Source organism: Flavobacterium erciyesense (genome assembly GCF_018069925.1).
Classification (GTDB): domain Bacteria; phylum Bacteroidota; class Bacteroidia; order Flavobacteriales; family Flavobacteriaceae; genus Flavobacterium; species Flavobacterium erciyesense.
On sequence record NZ_JAGPXB010000022.1, the window covers coordinates 1 to 15,371 of the forward strand.

Here is a 15,371-nt window from a genome sequence, read left to right on the forward strand (position 1 = left end):
GGAGAAAGATATCAAAATGGGTTTCTTGCGACAAGACATTGACTTTGAACGTGGACGAACTGTTTTAGAAGAAGCTTATGAAGCATTTACAGAGATAAAAGCGGTTGAGAAAAAGTTAGCAGAAATCAACCATCTTTTGGTAACAAGAACGGATTACGAAAGCGATGAATACAGCCAAATTATCGAAGATCTTTCCGATTATACGCATCGATTTGAAGTTTTAGGCGGTTACAATTATGTAGGCGACACTGAAAAAATTCTTTTGGGTCTTGGTTTTAAACGAGAAGTTTTTGACAACCAGACCGAAACGTTTTCGGGAGGTTGGAGAATGCGTATTGAATTGGCTAAATTATTATTGCAATCAAATGATGTTTTATTACTCGATGAGCCTACGAATCACTTAGATATTGAAAGTATCATTTGGTTAGAAAGCTTTTTACGTAATTATCCAGGAGTTGTGGTGATTGTGTCGCACGATAAAATGTTTTTGGATAATGTAACCAACAGAACTATTGAAATTTCATTAGGAAAGGCATATGATTTTAATAAACCGTATTCTCAGTATTTAGAATTGCGTCATGAAATAAGAGAGAAGCAATTAGCAACTCAAAAAAATCAAGCTAAGAAAATTGAAGAGACAGAAAAATTGATTGAAAAGTTTCGCGCGAAAGCTTCAAAAGCGTCAATGGCACAATCTTTAATCAAAAAATTAGATAAGGTGGAGCGTATTGAAGTAGATGAAGATGACAATTCGGTGATGAATATTTCGTTTCCAGTTTCAAAAGAACCAGGAAGAGTGGTTATTGAAGCTGAGAATGTAACTAAAAGTTATGGTGACACAACGATTTTAAAGGATATAAGTTTACTCGTTGAACGTGGAAGTAAAATTGCTTTTGTGGGACAAAATGGTCAAGGAAAATCGACTTTTATCAAAGCAATTGTTAATGAGTTTGAATACCAAGGCTCCATAAAGCTCGGTCATAATGTGCAATTGGGATATTTTGCGCAAAATCAAGCTGAATATTTAGATGGAGAGAAAACCTTATTACAAACTATGGAAGACGCAGCTGTAGATACTAATCGTATGAAAGTGCGCGACATGCTTGGGTCGTTCTTGTTTCGTGGTGATGATGTAGAGAAAAAAGTAAAAGTACTTTCGGGTGGTGAGCGTAACCGTTTAGCACTATGCAAGCTTTTGTTACAGCCAATCAACGTGTTGTTAATGGATGAGCCTACCAATCACTTGGATATTAAATCTAAAAATGTTTTAAAAGCAGCTTTGCAAAAATTTGGAGGAACGCTACTTTTGGTTTCTCACGATAGAGATTTTTTACAAGGAATGTCGAATATTGTTTACGAATTCAAAGATCAAAAAATCAAAGAATATTTAGGCGATATCAATTTCTTTTTGGAGCAGCGCAATCTTGAAAACATGCGTGAAGTAGAGAAAAAGGACGCGAGTAAAGCGGCTGCGCCTAAAGAAAGCAATAAAGCTTCGTACGAAGACCAAAAGAAAGGTAAAGCTTTGCAAAACAAACTCAGTAAGGTTGAAAGTCAAATTAAACAATTAGAGCGTGACATTCAAAACGATGATAAAATGCTAACATCCAATTATGATAAACATATTGAGGATGCTAAGTTTTTTACCGCTTACAATAAAAAGAAAGCAGATTTAGACCAGCTTTTGTTAGATTGGGAAATCATTCAGGAAGAAATTGATAATCTATAAATTCAAAAAGAGCTTTTAAAAGGCTCTTTTTTTATGAAATAACTCCAATGGATTTTGAGTGCGCAATAGCTTCGCTACTGTCTTTAAAATAGCAGACAGAAACCTTGAGCGACGCTATGTTGTCTAAGGTTGTTTTTATTTTCTTTTTTGGAGACAATCCAGTTTGTCTAATGTAAACAGCTTTTACCGTTACGGGGAAAATTTTACAAATTGCTTCATATAAAAAAGCATCTTGTTGTGAATCATCACCAAGCAAAACATATTCAAGGTTAGGATAAAACTCAAGGATATGCTTGATTTTTTCAAATTTGTGATTGTGATTGCCTCTACCTGTCGAAAAGAAATCCCAAAGACTAGTTTTTATATCCTTAAGCAACAAAACAGCCTCGGGCAGCTGATGCATTTCAGTAAACTTGGTAATAAAGCGATACAAATTCCACTCGCTACTCGAAACATAAAAAAAAACGTTGAACTCTTCGCTTTCCGATCGGCCGGCTGTACTAAGGGCTTGATAATGGGTTACTACATCTTCGTAAACTTTGCGTTTGTTGATGTTTTTAAAAAGTAGTTCGTAGAGTTTTTTTAACGGACTAATCGTGTGCGAAACCAAAAAAGTATCGTCAATATCAGATATTATTCCAAGATTGCCCTTGTGAGGTCGTATAAAGGAACCTTTTTCCGAAATACTTTTCTGTTTGTAGGGCGTGCTTACTTTGTATTCGTTCCAGCCAAATGTCATTTCTGTATCCATTGGTATACAAAACTTAAAGTAGCCATCGTCTAATGTTTTAGTATGTATGTTTAGGCCTTTGTACTGCAAATAGACATCGGCATTAGCCAAAGTTTTTATTTGAAAAAGCTTGATAATAGAGCTGGCATTTTTTAGATTCTTCTTTTGAAAATTATATTCTTCGACCGAGGAGGGTTTAAATACATGCCCCATGACAATCAATTCTTGGTCATTTGCATAGCCGCGATATAATTTTAGAATTGGTTTCATATATTTTGGTACTTTTGATATGGTACAAATTAAAGATTTTTAAGTAATAAACATAATGAAAGTGGAAAAGAATATATTGCTAGTTGTAAATCCTATTTCAGGTGATATTGACAAGGTGGAAATTACAACCTTGGTTTCGGAATTTGCTGCAAATTTGGGAGTGAATCTGGAGGTTTATACCACAACTGGTGAAGATGATATTGAAAACATAAAAACCTTGTATGACAAATTTCTTTTTGAACGAATATTAGTTGCAGGTGGAGATGGTACAATTAAAATGGTGGCAGAGGCAATGGAGGAGCATGATGTTATCTTGGGTATTTTGCCAGCAGGTTCTGCAAATGGTTTGGCGGTCGATTTGAATTTACCAACTACCATTGAAGAGAATCTTGAAATTGCATTTTCTGGCGATGCTAAAGCCATTGACATGATTGCAATAAACGGTAAAAAAAGCATCCATTTGAGTGATATTGGTTTGAATGCTGATTTGGTAAAAAACTATGAAAACGGAAGTATTCGAGGTAAAATAGGATACATGTTGCAAACCGTTTCGACGCTAATTGATTTAGAGCCTCCTTTTTTTGCAACCATCACTGGAGATTTTCCTACTGTTGCTTGTGAGGCGCGCATGATTGTTATTGCCAATTCGCAAAAATACGGAACAGGAGTAACCATAAATCCAGCGGGACTAATGGATGATGGATTGTTTGAATTGGTAATTTTAAAAAATATGGATCTGGTACTTTTTGGTAAAATTATCACCGGAAACATGCCAATAAATGATGAAGATGTCGAGATTATTTCGACGAAAAAAGCAACAATAACGACTCAACAACCAGTTAATTTTCAAATTGACGGAGAGTATTGTGGGAAGCAAACTAAGCTCGATATTGCTATTTTACATCAACAAATAAAAGTTGCAGTTCCTACTGTTGCTAGCGTTATTTAAAAGGATTTCGTTCTTGCCAAATGGTTTCTGGCTCCAAATAAGGAAACAACAAGGGCATGAATCGATTAATCAAAGGGTTGCTATGTCGCATCAAACCTTGCATTTCAACAGGAATAGCACCAACGGAGCTTTTAATTTCGAGCGCCGTTCTAGCAAAAACAATTTCGTTAAATCCTTTATTGATTGAATAGGCAATCATATCGTATAACATATTCAAATACAACATCTTTTCTCGTTGTAGCAAATCATCGTAACCCAAAAAGTAGGTTTCCATAGTGTTGCCGTTTTTCAATAAAGTGTTAAATCCAATTAGTTCATCATCAATAAAGTATCCGTAGAATAAAAACTGATCTTTAAGAATTTCTTTCAGCTTCTGGAAATGATTTTTGGCTAAAAAAAAGGTGTTAAATGGAGCGTTTTGCGCGACGTGTAAATACAGTTCGTAAATGCGCTCTTCAAAGTGAATGATATCTTCTAAATGTAATTTTCGCTTTTCGATTCCTGCTGCTTTTTTGCGAGCTCTTTTGTATTGGTCTCTGTATTTTTTTGACAAGGCATCAATGTAGTCCTGCTCTTTTTTCCAAGATTCTTTAATAAAAAACAACATGGAAGGCTGGGTGCTAAATCGATAATAATTTTTAAACGAAGGGATTTCAAAATCACTGATTTCCTTCTTCTCAAAATCCTTGTAAGTACTGATGTGTACTTTTTTACCTAATGACTTATATTTTTTTTCTAATGCTTTACTCGCTTGCTGAATGCATTGCAAAGCAGTGTCTTTAGGAATATCATTGGCGAAAGCCATAGCGTTTTGGCCGGTAAGCATGTTGTTTCCAAAAACCAATACGTGTGCTCCAAAATTTTTAAAGGCAAAGTTACGGATGTTTGTTTTCAATGATTTATCGCGAGCTCCGTAGGATGGTACTTGGTTTAAATCTAAAAATTGAGCAAGTGCAATTCCTTTTAATTGGTTATCCTGATAAATCCCAATAAAATGGCAATCCATATTTGAGGGTGCTGATTTCTCTAGAATTTGAAGGTAATTACGAGTAAGAAAAAGATTGGTCACAGCAATAGTATCCCATTCTAGAGGAAGTGCAATAGCTGAAGTAAATAATTGAAATGAAAACGGTGAGGTCAATCGGCTTTTTTAATTTTGCTCAAAATTAAGTAATAATCTTAATGTTTTTTATCTTCTTGATTAAATAGCTATCTTTATGATGATAAAAAGATAAAAAAATGAAAAAATTAACTCCAGATGTACTTCTGTCGGCATTAGAAAAGCTTAATGGTTGGGAATTGAATAACGATCGTATTTGCAAAGACTTTATTTTTTCTGATTTTAAACAAGCTTTTGCTTTTATGGTTCAAGTGGCGCTGCTGTGTGAAAAACAGAATCATCATCCTGATTGGTCAAATTCTTATAATAAAGTTTCAATTGCCTTAACAACTCACGATCATGATGGAGTTACTGATTTAGACCTGCAAATTGCGGAAGCAATTGAAACGATAAAGTAAAAAATGTAAGTAGTTAAATGATTTTTATAAAATGCTTAGATTATTTCCAAGCGCAAATAATACCACCCATTATCATAAAGGATACTATCCAATATCCGCTAACAATTGCCGTGTAGGTAAAACTACGTTTTTCGTGTAAAGCGGTTGTTCCTATTATCGGTAAAACCAAGAAAAGCCCCGATAAGAATCCATGAAGAGCGCCATGCTTAAAAGTTCGAAAAGCTGTTCCGTAATCATCCATAAAAGCTCCATAAGATGGTTTTGCTACTGCTGGATCACCACCAATCATTCCTAATGCACCAAATTGATGAATGGTTATTGTTTGCATTAAAAAACTAATCATTAGAGCGTAAATAATCGACACACCAAACAAAACAAATAAATTAGTTTGTTGCAATTGCCCCAATGTTAGTCCTGTTTCTTTCATCCATCGTGTACCAAAAACTTTTGGGTGGTACCAAATAGATCCAACCGCAAATGTTGATAAAGCGGCTACAAGTAGCGCTAAAAAATTGATTTCCATAATTTTAGTTTTTAAGTTGTAAAAACAAATATAGTAAAAGCAATTGAAACTATTTCGCGAACAACTTGTAAGGTATATCAGTGAAAATTTTGATAAACGATGTCGTTCGTCGATTTTATTTGCTAGTAAACCCGTTTAAGTGTACATTTACACCGTTAAATCAAACATTTTAGTGCATGAAAACTAAAACTACTTTATTACTTACATTATTTTGTGCATTTTCAATGCTAGCTGCAGTTTCTCCGAGTGAAAAAGAAGCACTTGTAAAATTGTACGAGTCTACTAATGGTAAACAATGGAAAGTAAAATGGGATTTAACAGCTCCAGTTTCTACATGGTTTGGAGTAAAGTTGCTTAATGATAAAGTAGTAGCAATTCAATTGGCAGATAACAATTTGAATGGAGAATTACCAGCTGAAATCAGTAATCTAGAAAGTTTACAAGAATTAGATTTACATAAAAATCAAATTACAGGTAGTATTCCTGCGGCTGTAGGAGAGCTAAAACAAATGCAAGTATTGAATCTTTCTTTCAATAAACTGCAAGGGTCAATTCCAAATGCAATTTGTGAATTAAATAATTTAAAGAAATTAGAATTATACATGAATGGTTTGTCGGGTGAATTGCCTGAAGATATTGGTGCTTTAAGTCAATTAGAGGTGCTTTCTTTATTCAATAATCAATTAGAGGGTGAAATACCAACATCACTTTACGAAATCAAAAACCTTAAAGCGTTATTGTTAAATAGCAACCGTTTAGTTGGTGCTTTAGACAGAAAAGTTGAGCAATTAACAGCATTAGAGAATTTAAGTTTGTTTGATAACAAAATGGTTGGGCAAGTTCCTTTTGAATTAGAAAAATTGAATAATTTAAAAGAAATGAATATTTCTTACAACCAATTTAATGGTTTAGTTTCAAGAAATCTAGCTGTTTTAGATACTTTAAACATGACTATGTTAAATGATAAAGGTGTAGCAACTTTATTAGAGTTAAGTACCTCTCGTAATACTGCAATTGCAGCCGAAGATTAATATCCAAATAGAAATCATATTTAGTTGTTTTTAATAAACGTAGTACGTTACAACCTGCAAAGTAAAATTTGCAGGTTTTTTTTTTACTGTTGCATTTCTAACTTTGGCCATATATAGTCACTTTGTAAATCGTTTGATCTCCCTCATGTTACTTTAGTGTTTCAGTGATCTATTGCAGCCAGATTTGAAAAATAAATAACGTGCAACTTGTCTCGCTCAATCTATGTTAAAAATACTTTTATTATCTTTGGTGCTTACTATTTGGTAATCAATATATAGTATATTGTCCGTTTTTAATGCAGTTGTCATGATGAAAAAAAAACCTGTTTCGATTAAATCCATTGCTGAACATCTTAAAATTTCAGTGACAACGGTTTCTTTCGTCTTGAATGGAAAAGGGAAGGAGAAACACATTTCTGATTTACTTATTCAGAAAGTATTGAATTACGCCAAAGAGGTAAACTATACACCAAATCAAATAGCGCAAAGTCTTCGTACCGGAAAATCAAATATTTTAGTATTCATGGTTGAAGATATTTCGAATAGCTTTTTCTCTAAGTTGGCTCGTATAATTGAGGATATTGCGTACAGCAAAGGTTATAAAGTTATTTTTTGTAGCAACGAAAACAATGATGAAAAATCTATCGAGCTTATTCGTCTTTTTAAATTTAGACAAGTAGACGGTTTTATCATTGTGCCGTCTCCGGGAATTAAAAGCGTGATTCAAGAATTACTTGACGAAAATATACCAGTAGTTTTGCTTGATCGTTATTTTTCTGACTTAGATTGTAACAGCGTTGTGGTAGATAATGAACAAGCCACGTATAATGCAATTCAACATTTAATCGATAATCACTTTAAGAGTATTGGTTTTATTACAACAGATTCTACTCAAACCCAAATGACAGATCGTCGTGGAGGCTATGAAAGAGCGATTGCAGAGGCTGGTTTAGTGTCAAATGTATTAGTGATACCGTACGTTGAATCAAGCGCAGGAACATCTAGGGATTCTATAAAAAAATTCATTATTGAAGTCGAAAACAGAGACGCTGTATTTTTTGCAACCAACTATTTAGCTCAAACAGGACTAAAAGTACTCAAAAAAAATGCACCTCATTTAATCAATAAATTGGGGATGTTTACTTTTGATGATAATGAATTCTTTAAAATTCATACACCTACCATTTCAGCTGTTTCTCAGCCCATGGTCGAAATAAGTACCGAAGTGATGAAAATTCTATTACCATTATTGCAGCGCAAAGAGGCTAATGAAAGCCCAAAACGAGTTGTGCTTCAAGGAAAATTGAAAATTAGAGAGTCTTCTTTGGCAGCTTCTAACTAGCAAATAGGTTCACTCTTCAACCTAAAATTGAACTCTTTTTATTTTTACTATTTTTTGTCTTGTAAGTAAAAAACAGTACAATCTATTTTTTATATCCTGCCTAAGTTTATAAACAATTGTTTTACATCTTGACATTTGATCTTTATTTAAAAAGTTTTTTTTTGCCTTATAAACCGCAAGGGATCACTTATTTTAAATTTAATCTTTTAAGATTCAAGGACTAGCCTTATAATCAATTGGAGTTGCATTTTTATCATCAAATAGGAGTTGTCTTGTTTGAATGAAATATGAATTAAGAAGCCCTGGATAATGTTTTTTTGGCAGAAGAATTCCGAAAAATCTCTGTAGAGCACATTTATGTATTCGATTTATAAATGATGCGAGTTACTTTATAGTCGGTAGAATACTGACTAATTATAAAAACACTAATGATGTTTTAAGATTTTTGCCAAAAACATAATGGACCAATTATGGCGCTGTAATTTAAATGATACTTTGTCAAAAGCTAAAGCCGTTACAATTCCGTAATCAGGATTTTGCAGTATAAAGAATTGAAAGATGGTGCAGGAAATGATTATTTTCATCTTGACGGTTTATTTAGGAATATGAAAAGGGAATAGGGTTATAGCTACAAACAGGAATAACGGAATTGGCAGAACTGAGTATTGAATCGGCTAAAAAGGTTTATCAAAAATTTACACTCAATTTAAGTTTATTTTTAACGCCTTTTCTGCGTAATTTTGCCGAAGTATATTAGTGTCGATAGGAAATTTACAAATAGTGAATGTTTATTTCTGACTGCTTTAAAACAATAATTTGCTAATTTGGGATTAAAGATGCCTGTAGCAATTTTAGAAAACACCGAAGCAACTATTATATTGGAGGCAGCTTATTTTTACAATGAGGTTTTTTGAAAAAAAATCAAAGGAGGAACTGCCTCATTTTTAATTTAATTATTTAAAAAATGCAATTACAGTTATCAAAGGATTTAGATAAATCAGTTGTTTTTGATGAGATCAGAAATCAATTAGAAACGGCAAACTACACTATCGAAAATGAAGATCAAACTAGGCCTTGGGGTGGTTTTTTTGTGATTAATGAAGAGGATACGAATGCTTTTGCAGCAAATTTTTTTCCCAATCTTGATTCAGAGTTAGAAGATGTTACAGCAAAGCGTAGCCCAAAAATTTTGGTAGTAGCTCCGTCCTGTAGACTTTCTTGGCAGTATCATTTCAGAAGGTCTGAAGTGTGGAAAGTAGTCAACGGACCTGTAGGTGTAAAAATAAGTGACACTGATGAAGAAGGAGATTTGAAAGTACTTGAAACGGGTGATTTTATCAAAATGAATACGGGAGAACGTCATCGATTGGTAGGTTTGAATACTTGGGGTGTTGTAGCCGAAATTTGGCAGCATACTGATCCTGATCATCCTTCAGACGAAGAGGATATTGTTAGGTTGCAAGATGATTTTGGTAGATAATTTTCAAGATGATTCTTTTCAACAAAGGAAGCTAATTACAAAAAAAGTAAAGTTTAAAAGGTTTATTGCAAATGCAATAGACCTTTTTTTATAGAATTTAGTCAGGGTATTTTAACGAATATTCTTTGATAGCGAAATCAAAGATCTACTTTTTTGGTAGATAAAAGGAGAAAAAGTATTTTTCTAAAATTGTATTTGGTTTGTTATAATCCATTCATTTTTATAAACTTAAAAACATTTATGTTCATTTGCGCGATGATTTGAGTAATTCAATTGCTTTTTTGAATATCTACGTAATTATTCCTCCTTCGTTTATTTTTTTGGCTTGCTAATAATTAAATGTTTCTTAGGTCCAATGACTTTTTTAATGATTGATTTTTCAAAATTTTGATGTTCCTCAATACAAATCCTATTAAACTATCATGAAAATAAATTTAGTAAAAAATATTTTTTAAACTAAAACGTATTAGTATTTTTGTTAAGACAGATTCTAATATCACCTTTATTTTTCTTATGTTCAATTTAACAAAATTTATGTTTAAAAGTACAGTATGGTGGTGCCAACAGTCTGTGTTAGTGAAATTGTGTATAAGCAAACCACTGCAAAATAAATATCATTACAATCAGCTAAAGTTGGTTTTGCAGGAGCAGTTTTAAATAAACAAAAGATTTACAGTGAGAAGGAAACTGTTTTATAGCTTATTTTCGAAAGCTTGGTAAAAGATATTTTTGGAAATTCCGAAGTCAGAAAAGGAATAATTAACGCAATAAATAATGTAGTTTTGAGTGTAAAAATAAATAGAATTCGGTTCGTGTTTTTGAGTCTGTTTTTCATAGTTTCGGGTAAAGCACAAGAACTTGTGGTTACAGAAGCTAGGCAAGCTATTGATTGGGTGAACCCGCTAATTGGTACCGATTCAGATTACGGAATTTCGAATGGTAACACCTATCCCGCCATTGCAATGCCATGGGGAATGAACTTTTGGACACCGCAAACGGGAAAAATGGGCGATGGTTGGGCATATACCTACAAAGCAAACCGCATTAAGGGTTTTAAGCAAACCCATCAACCTTCGCCGTGGATGAATGATTATGGTCAGTTTTCGATCATGCCTGTCACCGGTGATTTAAAATTTAAGGAAGAGGAACGCCAAAGTTGGTTTTCGCATAAAGCTGAAACCGTTACGCCATACTATTATAGTGTGTATTTGGCTGATCATAATGTTACTACTGAAATCACGCCAACCGAAAGAGCCGCTCGATTTAGATTTACTTTTCCAGAAACAAATAAAGCTTACATAGTTATTGATGCCTTTGACAAAGGATCATATGTACAAATTATCCCTTCTGAAAGAAAAATTATTGGCTACACCACAAAAAACAGTGGTGGTGTGCCTCAAAATTTCAAAAATTATTTTGTGCTTGTTTTTGATAAAGATTTTGAGACTAACGCAACTTTTAATGGTGATGTTTTAGGAAATGCTTTAGAAATGCAAGCCAACCATGCCGGAGTAGTGGTTGGTTTTAAAACTAAAAATGGCGAAATAGTGAATGCTCAAGTAGCCTCTTCTTTTATTAGTTTTGAACAAGCGGAACAGAATTTAAATGAAATCGGTACCGATACTTTTGACCAACTAAAAGCCAAAGGGAAAGCCATTTGGAACAAAGAGTTAAGCCGAATAAAAGTAGAAGGTGGAACCACTGACCAAATGGGAACTTTTTATTCCTCATTGTATCGCTCGCTTCTTTTTCCAAGAAAATTCTATGAGTTTGACAAAAACAAAAATGTAGTTCATTACAGCCCTTACAACGGTCAAGTACTACCTGGTTATATGTTTGTTGACACTGGGTTTTGGGATACTTTTAGGGCTTTATACCCATTTTTAAACTTGATGTATCCTGATCTGAATGCTAAGATGCAAGAAGGCTTATCGAATGCTTATAAAGAAAGCGGATGGTTACCAGAATGGTCAAGTCCTGGTTTACGCGATATCATGGTGGGCAATAATTCGGCTTCTATTGTAGCAGAGGCATATTTAAAAAGTGGAAAAAATTCAAAATACAACATCGAAAATTTATACCAAGCTTTAATTCATGGTGCCAATAATGCTGGACCTTTGAGAGCTGTAGGTAGAGCGGGAGTAGATTATTACAATACTTTGGGGTATGTGCCACAAGACGCAGTTGATGAAAGTGCAGCTCGAACTCTGGAATATGCTTATGATGATTTTGCGATTTATCAATTAGCGAAAGCCTTGAAAAAGCCACAATCCGAAATCGATTTGTATAAAAAACGAAGTTTAAATTATAAAAATCTATTTGATCCTTCTTATAATTTAATGAGGCCTAAAAACAAGGATGGTAAATTCATTGAGCCTTTTGATCCTTTTCTGTGGTTTAATGGTTTTACCGAAGGGAACAGCTGGCATTACTCGTGGTCCGTTTTTCATGATGTGCAAGGTTTGATGGATTTAATGGGCGGACAAAAAACATTTATATCGCAGTTAGATAAAGTTTTTTCTGCTCCACCTGTTTTTGCAACGGGCAATTTTAAAGGAGGTGTAATCCATGAAATGAGAGAAATGCAAATTGCTAATATGGGACAATATGCTCACGGAAATCAACCCATTCAGCACATGATTTATTTGTACAATTATGCCAATCAGCCATGGAAAACTCAGTATTGGGTTCGAGAGACGATGAACAGAATGTATCACGCCACTCCAGATGGGTATTGTGGTGACGAGGATAATGGGCAAACTTCTGCTTGGTATGTATTTTCGGCTTTAGGATTTTATCCTGTGACTCCAGCCTCTGATCAATATGTTTTGGGAGCTCCATTGTTTAAAAAGGCAAGTATTCAGCTAGAAAACGGTAAGACAATTCAAATTAATGCTCCAGCAAATACTGTTGAAAATAGGTATATCCAATCATTGCAATTCAATGGTAAAACATATTCTAAAAACTGGATCAGTCATTCAGAGTTAATGAAAGGTGCTTCTTTAGAAATAGAAATGTCAGCAACGCCTAATCTAAAAAGAGGCACAAAAAAGGAAGATGTTCCGTACTCATTAACTAACGAAAACTAAAGGTAAGTTTACTATCACATTTAGCACCAGTATAGATTTGTGGTTTCTTTATGTTATTTTGTTCCTACAAAATGTTAGTTCAAACAATTCAAATTAGCCTTTAGATAAGTTGTAATAATAATCAAGACTTTTTAGGTAGTATTAAATTGCCAATGTACACGTTTTACTTAATTTTAGAGCTACAAAATAAATATGCTACCTTTCGACATGATTAAAAAACAAATATTCGCAATCTTTTTCTTTTTTACAGTTTCCATTTTATGGGCTCAAAAAACAGAATACGCTACGGTGAGTAACGTTTCATATTATGATGGTGCTAGCGCTAAGACCGATGAATATGTAAAAGAGCGCTGCGTTTTAGATGTTTATTATCCAAAAAACGCCAAAGGTTTTGCTACGGTAATTTGGTTTCATGGTGGCGGACTTTCAGGCGGAAACAAAGAGCTGCCTGGCGGATTAAAAGACAAAGGTTTTGCAGTGATTTCTGTTAATTACAGGTTGTCACCAAAGGTAAAAGTCGAAAAATGTATCGAAGATGCCGCTGCTGCGGTAGCATGGACGTTTCAAAATATCGAAAAGTACGGTGGAAATAAGTCGTTAATTTTTGTTTCTGGACATTCCGCAGGAGGTTACCTGGCCCTGATGGTTGGTATGGATAAAAAATGGTTGCAGGCAAAAAATACCGATGCGAATACAATTGCAGGTTTAATTCCGTTGAGTCCGCAAGTAATTACTCATTTTGAATTGCGCAAAGAACGCGGAATTCCAGACACCCAACCTGTTGTTGATGCCTTTGCTCCTATGTATCATGTGCGCGCTGATGCACCACCGTTATTACTCATTACGGGCGATAGAGAACTAGAAATGTTAGGACGTTACGAAGAGAATGCGTATTTCATGCGAATGATGAAAGTTGTTGGTCATAAAGCTACAACACTCTATGAAATTCAAGGTTTCGGACATAATATGGTAGAGCCTGCTTTGCCATTATTGGTCAATCAAGTGAAGAAAATAACCGCTGAGAAACTGGCGGTAAGGAAATATTGAGATTATAACAGCTACTTACTTAACATTAGAAAATAATGAAATCACCTTTTATAATTATTTTGACTTTGTTTGCTGTTCTAAACGTATTTGCAACAGCACAATACCCTGATAAATTAATTTACAATGGCATCGAGTATAACTTGCAAAGTAATCCTTTGGAAATTTATTTTCAAAAAAATCCTGACAAAAGACCTAAAGGGACCATTATTTCATCAGCACTGTGGCGTGGCTATGTTGCAACCTTTGAAATAATAGATAAGGAGCTTTTCTTGAAAGATATTCAAATTAATTATGAAGATTCTGCATCAAAAGAAACCAATGACTATAAGTGGAAGAGCGTTATTAATGAAGTATTTCCACAAATAACAAAAATAAAGATTGATTGGTTGTCAGGTTTATTAGTTGTTCCACAGGGAAAATTGGTTAATTATGTTCATTTAAGCTATGGCTCAACATATGAAAACTACCTGTTATTGGAGTTTAATAAAGGTAACTTGCGAAGCGAAAAAAAATTTAATCACGAGGATTATGTAGTTTTTAAGGAGAAACAATTTCAAGCTTATAAACTCACATCGGAGTACAAAAAAATAAAATCTGATTTAAAGAAAGATGGGGATTCAAATAAATTCATTGAATCGTTTCTTCGCAATTATGTGTCAGAATACACTACAATAATACCTGCTGACTGGGAATAAGTAAAGCAAATCCAGTAAAATATTAATTAAATGGTTATAATCCTAAAATCATTTTAATAAAAAAAGCTCCGCACTCTAAAAGTTGTCTTGTCAAAAGCTATGCGAACGTCTCTGACTTCGCATGCGGAAACTGAGTTAAATCTTAAATAACCGCAGATTCGCAGTTTAAATAAAATCATCATCTGTGAATCTGCGGTAAAATAATATTTTAAATTCCACGAAGTCGGAGACATTCGCGAAGCAAGGCCCTTCAAATTGGTCTCCACATTCTTAGCCAATCTTTATTATATCTAAGATTAATAAAAAAAAAGCTCCAGATTTCTCTGAAGCTTTTCTAGTGGTGGAAAACGGCAAAACAGCTATTAATTGTTTCTTTACGAAATGTTTTTTAAGAAGTGTAAAAGCTTTATTTCTTTTTGGATGAATCGTATCATAAAAAATGCAAATAGAAATAAAAAAATATATCCGCTTAATAGAATGTAAAGATAAAAGCCTCTTGAGAAAATGTTTTTAAAGACAGGTAAAAGCAATGTAAATCCAGCAGTATACGTGAGGTAAATAATAGGAGTAAGGATGTAATGTATTTTTTTTCTCCAAGTATAAAACTGATGTGCTAGTTTACTGTATTCTATTAATGTGAGATCAGTATTTAAATTGGCAAGCTTTTTTACGCTGATCCATTCTAAGGCTACACGGCTCACAAGCATTACAATCATAATGCATAAGCCAATACTAAACTGTATGTTTCTATAAGCACCTGACCAGATATAATAGGAGATTAATATTATAGAAGTCAAGCTTAAAATTATTCTGGTCCATAAATGACCGCGTTTAATTTTTTTAGTATGTGACTCCGCTTTTTTTATGATTTCGGTGGGAGTTGGTTGTGATTCAGATGCTGTCTGCTGATTCCAGATATTTTGTAATTCTTCAAATGTTTTCATTTTGTACACATTGAGTTAAACTTT

Annotated in this window: 14 protein-coding genes; 9 read left to right on the plus strand and 5 right to left on the minus strand. The window is 33.7% G+C overall.

Annotated elements, in window-relative coordinates; translation table 11 throughout:
* Positions 1–1,729, plus strand: a 1,729-nt coding sequence (locus KBJ98_RS14825; RefSeq protein ID WP_210791817.1) for an ABC-F family ATP-binding cassette domain-containing protein, incomplete at its 5' end; no start/stop codon positions are given.
* A gap of 31 nt (positions 1,730–1,760) precedes the next feature.
* On the opposite strand, the gene KBJ98_RS14830 is transcribed toward KBJ98_RS14825, so the two are convergent.
* Positions 1,761–2,729 carry an App1 family protein gene (locus KBJ98_RS14830; RefSeq protein WP_210791819.1) on the minus strand — a complete coding sequence of 323 codons (969 nt, stop codon included), beginning with the start codon at positions 2,727–2,729 and terminating at the stop codon, positions 1,761–1,763.
* Between the two features lie 55 nt (positions 2,730–2,784).
* On the opposite strand from KBJ98_RS14830, the gene KBJ98_RS14835 reads away from it, so the two are divergent.
* Complete coding sequence (locus KBJ98_RS14835) at positions 2,785–3,678, plus strand: diacylglycerol/lipid kinase family protein (RefSeq protein ID WP_225899148.1); 894 nt, start codon at positions 2,785–2,787, stop codon at positions 3,676–3,678.
* Here the strand turns inward: KBJ98_RS14835 and KBJ98_RS14840 are convergent.
* Complete coding sequence (locus tag KBJ98_RS14840; protein WP_210791823.1) at positions 3,671–4,819, minus strand: GNAT family N-acetyltransferase; 1,149 nt, start codon at positions 4,817–4,819, stop codon at positions 3,671–3,673. The genes KBJ98_RS14835 and KBJ98_RS14840 overlap by 8 nt on opposite strands.
* A gap of 98 nt (positions 4,820–4,917) precedes the next feature.
* On the opposite strand from KBJ98_RS14840, the gene KBJ98_RS14845 reads away from it, so the two are divergent.
* Entirely contained in the window at positions 4,918–5,196 is a 279-nt protein-coding gene (locus KBJ98_RS14845) for a 4a-hydroxytetrahydrobiopterin dehydratase (protein WP_210791825.1), read from the plus strand.
* 40 nt (positions 5,197–5,236) lie between these two features.
* On the opposite strand, the gene KBJ98_RS14850 is transcribed toward KBJ98_RS14845, so the two are convergent.
* Positions 5,237–5,719 carry a DUF1761 domain-containing protein gene (locus tag KBJ98_RS14850; protein ID WP_210791827.1) on the minus strand — a complete coding sequence of 161 codons (483 nt, stop codon included), beginning with the start codon at positions 5,717–5,719 and terminating at the stop codon, positions 5,237–5,239.
* Between the two features lie 176 nt (positions 5,720–5,895).
* Here KBJ98_RS14850 and KBJ98_RS14855 point away from each other — a divergent pair, with 176 nt between their 5' ends.
* Together KBJ98_RS14855 and KBJ98_RS14860 are read left to right on the plus strand one after the other, a co-directional pair.
* Entirely contained in the window at positions 5,896–6,750 is an 855-nt protein-coding gene (locus KBJ98_RS14855; protein ID WP_210791829.1) for a leucine-rich repeat domain-containing protein, read from the plus strand.
* Positions 6,751–7,057: 307 nt separating this feature from the next.
* Positions 7,058–8,092: a LacI family DNA-binding transcriptional regulator gene (locus tag KBJ98_RS14860; RefSeq protein WP_317192505.1), complete on the plus strand. Its 1,035-nt coding sequence runs from the start codon at positions 7,058–7,060 to the stop codon at positions 8,090–8,092.
* A 425-nt stretch (positions 8,093–8,517) separates the two neighbouring features.
* Here KBJ98_RS14860 and KBJ98_RS14865 read toward each other — a convergent pair whose 3' ends face one another.
* The gene (locus KBJ98_RS14865) at positions 8,518–8,676 is read right to left on the minus strand and encodes a hypothetical protein (RefSeq protein ID WP_210791831.1); all 159 of its coding nucleotides are present in this window, start codon (positions 8,674–8,676) and stop codon (positions 8,518–8,520) included.
* A 380-nt stretch (positions 8,677–9,056) separates the two neighbouring features.
* Here KBJ98_RS14865 and KBJ98_RS14870 point away from each other — a divergent pair, with 380 nt between their 5' ends.
* The 4 genes from KBJ98_RS14870 to KBJ98_RS14885 all read left to right on the plus strand — a co-directional run bounded on the left by KBJ98_RS14870 (position 9,057) and on the right by KBJ98_RS14885 (position 14,403).
* The gene (locus KBJ98_RS14870; protein ID WP_210791833.1) at positions 9,057–9,572 is read left to right on the plus strand and encodes a cupin domain-containing protein; all 516 of its coding nucleotides are present in this window, start codon (positions 9,057–9,059) and stop codon (positions 9,570–9,572) included.
* A gap of 782 nt (positions 9,573–10,354) precedes the next feature.
* On the plus strand, positions 10,355–12,661 hold the full coding sequence (locus KBJ98_RS14875) for a GH92 family glycosyl hydrolase (protein WP_225899149.1): 2,307 nt from the start codon (positions 10,355–10,357) through the stop codon (positions 12,659–12,661).
* 207 nt (positions 12,662–12,868) lie between these two features.
* Entirely contained in the window at positions 12,869–13,708 is an 840-nt protein-coding gene (locus KBJ98_RS14880; protein ID WP_210791835.1) for an alpha/beta hydrolase, read from the plus strand.
* A 35-nt stretch (positions 13,709–13,743) separates the two neighbouring features.
* A complete protein-coding gene (locus KBJ98_RS14885) occupies positions 13,744–14,403 on the plus strand; it encodes a hypothetical protein (protein ID WP_210791837.1) in 660 nt (219 codons plus the stop codon).
* Positions 14,404–14,777: 374 nt separating this feature from the next.
* On the opposite strand, the gene KBJ98_RS14890 is transcribed toward KBJ98_RS14885, so the two are convergent.
* Positions 14,778–15,347: a hypothetical protein gene (locus KBJ98_RS14890; protein WP_210791839.1), complete on the minus strand. Its 570-nt coding sequence runs from the start codon at positions 15,345–15,347 to the stop codon at positions 14,778–14,780.
* Positions 15,348–15,371 lie beyond the last annotated feature (24 nt).

What these genes read in the sequence shown, in the direction of transcription:
- KBJ98_RS14865 (WP_210791831.1), bottom strand. Translation starts at nt 8,676, where the DNA reads ATGAAAATAATCATTTCCTGCACCATCTTTCAATTCTTTATACTGCAA.
- KBJ98_RS14830 (WP_210791819.1), bottom strand. Translation starts at nt 2,729, where the DNA reads ATGAAACCAATTCTAAAATTATATCGCGGCTATGCAAATGACCAAGAA.
- KBJ98_RS14835 (WP_225899148.1), top strand. Translation starts at nt 2,785, where the DNA reads ATGAAAGTGGAAAAGAATATATTGCTAGTTGTAAATCCTATTTCAGGT.
- KBJ98_RS14845 (WP_210791825.1), top strand. Translation starts at nt 4,918, where the DNA reads ATGAAAAAATTAACTCCAGATGTACTTCTGTCGGCATTAGAAAAGCTT.
- KBJ98_RS14880 (WP_210791835.1), top strand. Translation starts at nt 12,869, where the DNA reads ATGATTAAAAAACAAATATTCGCAATCTTTTTCTTTTTTACAGTTTCC.
- KBJ98_RS14885 (WP_210791837.1), top strand. Translation starts at nt 13,744, where the DNA reads ATGAAATCACCTTTTATAATTATTTTGACTTTGTTTGCTGTTCTAAAC.
- KBJ98_RS14890 (WP_210791839.1), bottom strand. Translation starts at nt 15,347, where the DNA reads ATGAAAACATTTGAAGAATTACAAAATATCTGGAATCAGCAGACAGCA.
- KBJ98_RS14855 (WP_210791829.1), top strand. Translation starts at nt 5,896, where the DNA reads ATGAAAACTAAAACTACTTTATTACTTACATTATTTTGTGCATTTTCA.
- KBJ98_RS14850 (WP_210791827.1), bottom strand. Translation starts at nt 5,719, where the DNA reads ATGGAAATCAATTTTTTAGCGCTACTTGTAGCCGCTTTATCAACATTT.
- KBJ98_RS14860 (WP_317192505.1), top strand. Translation starts at nt 7,058, where the DNA reads ATGATGAAAAAAAAACCTGTTTCGATTAAATCCATTGCTGAACATCTT.
- KBJ98_RS14870 (WP_210791833.1), top strand. Translation starts at nt 9,057, where the DNA reads ATGCAATTACAGTTATCAAAGGATTTAGATAAATCAGTTGTTTTTGAT.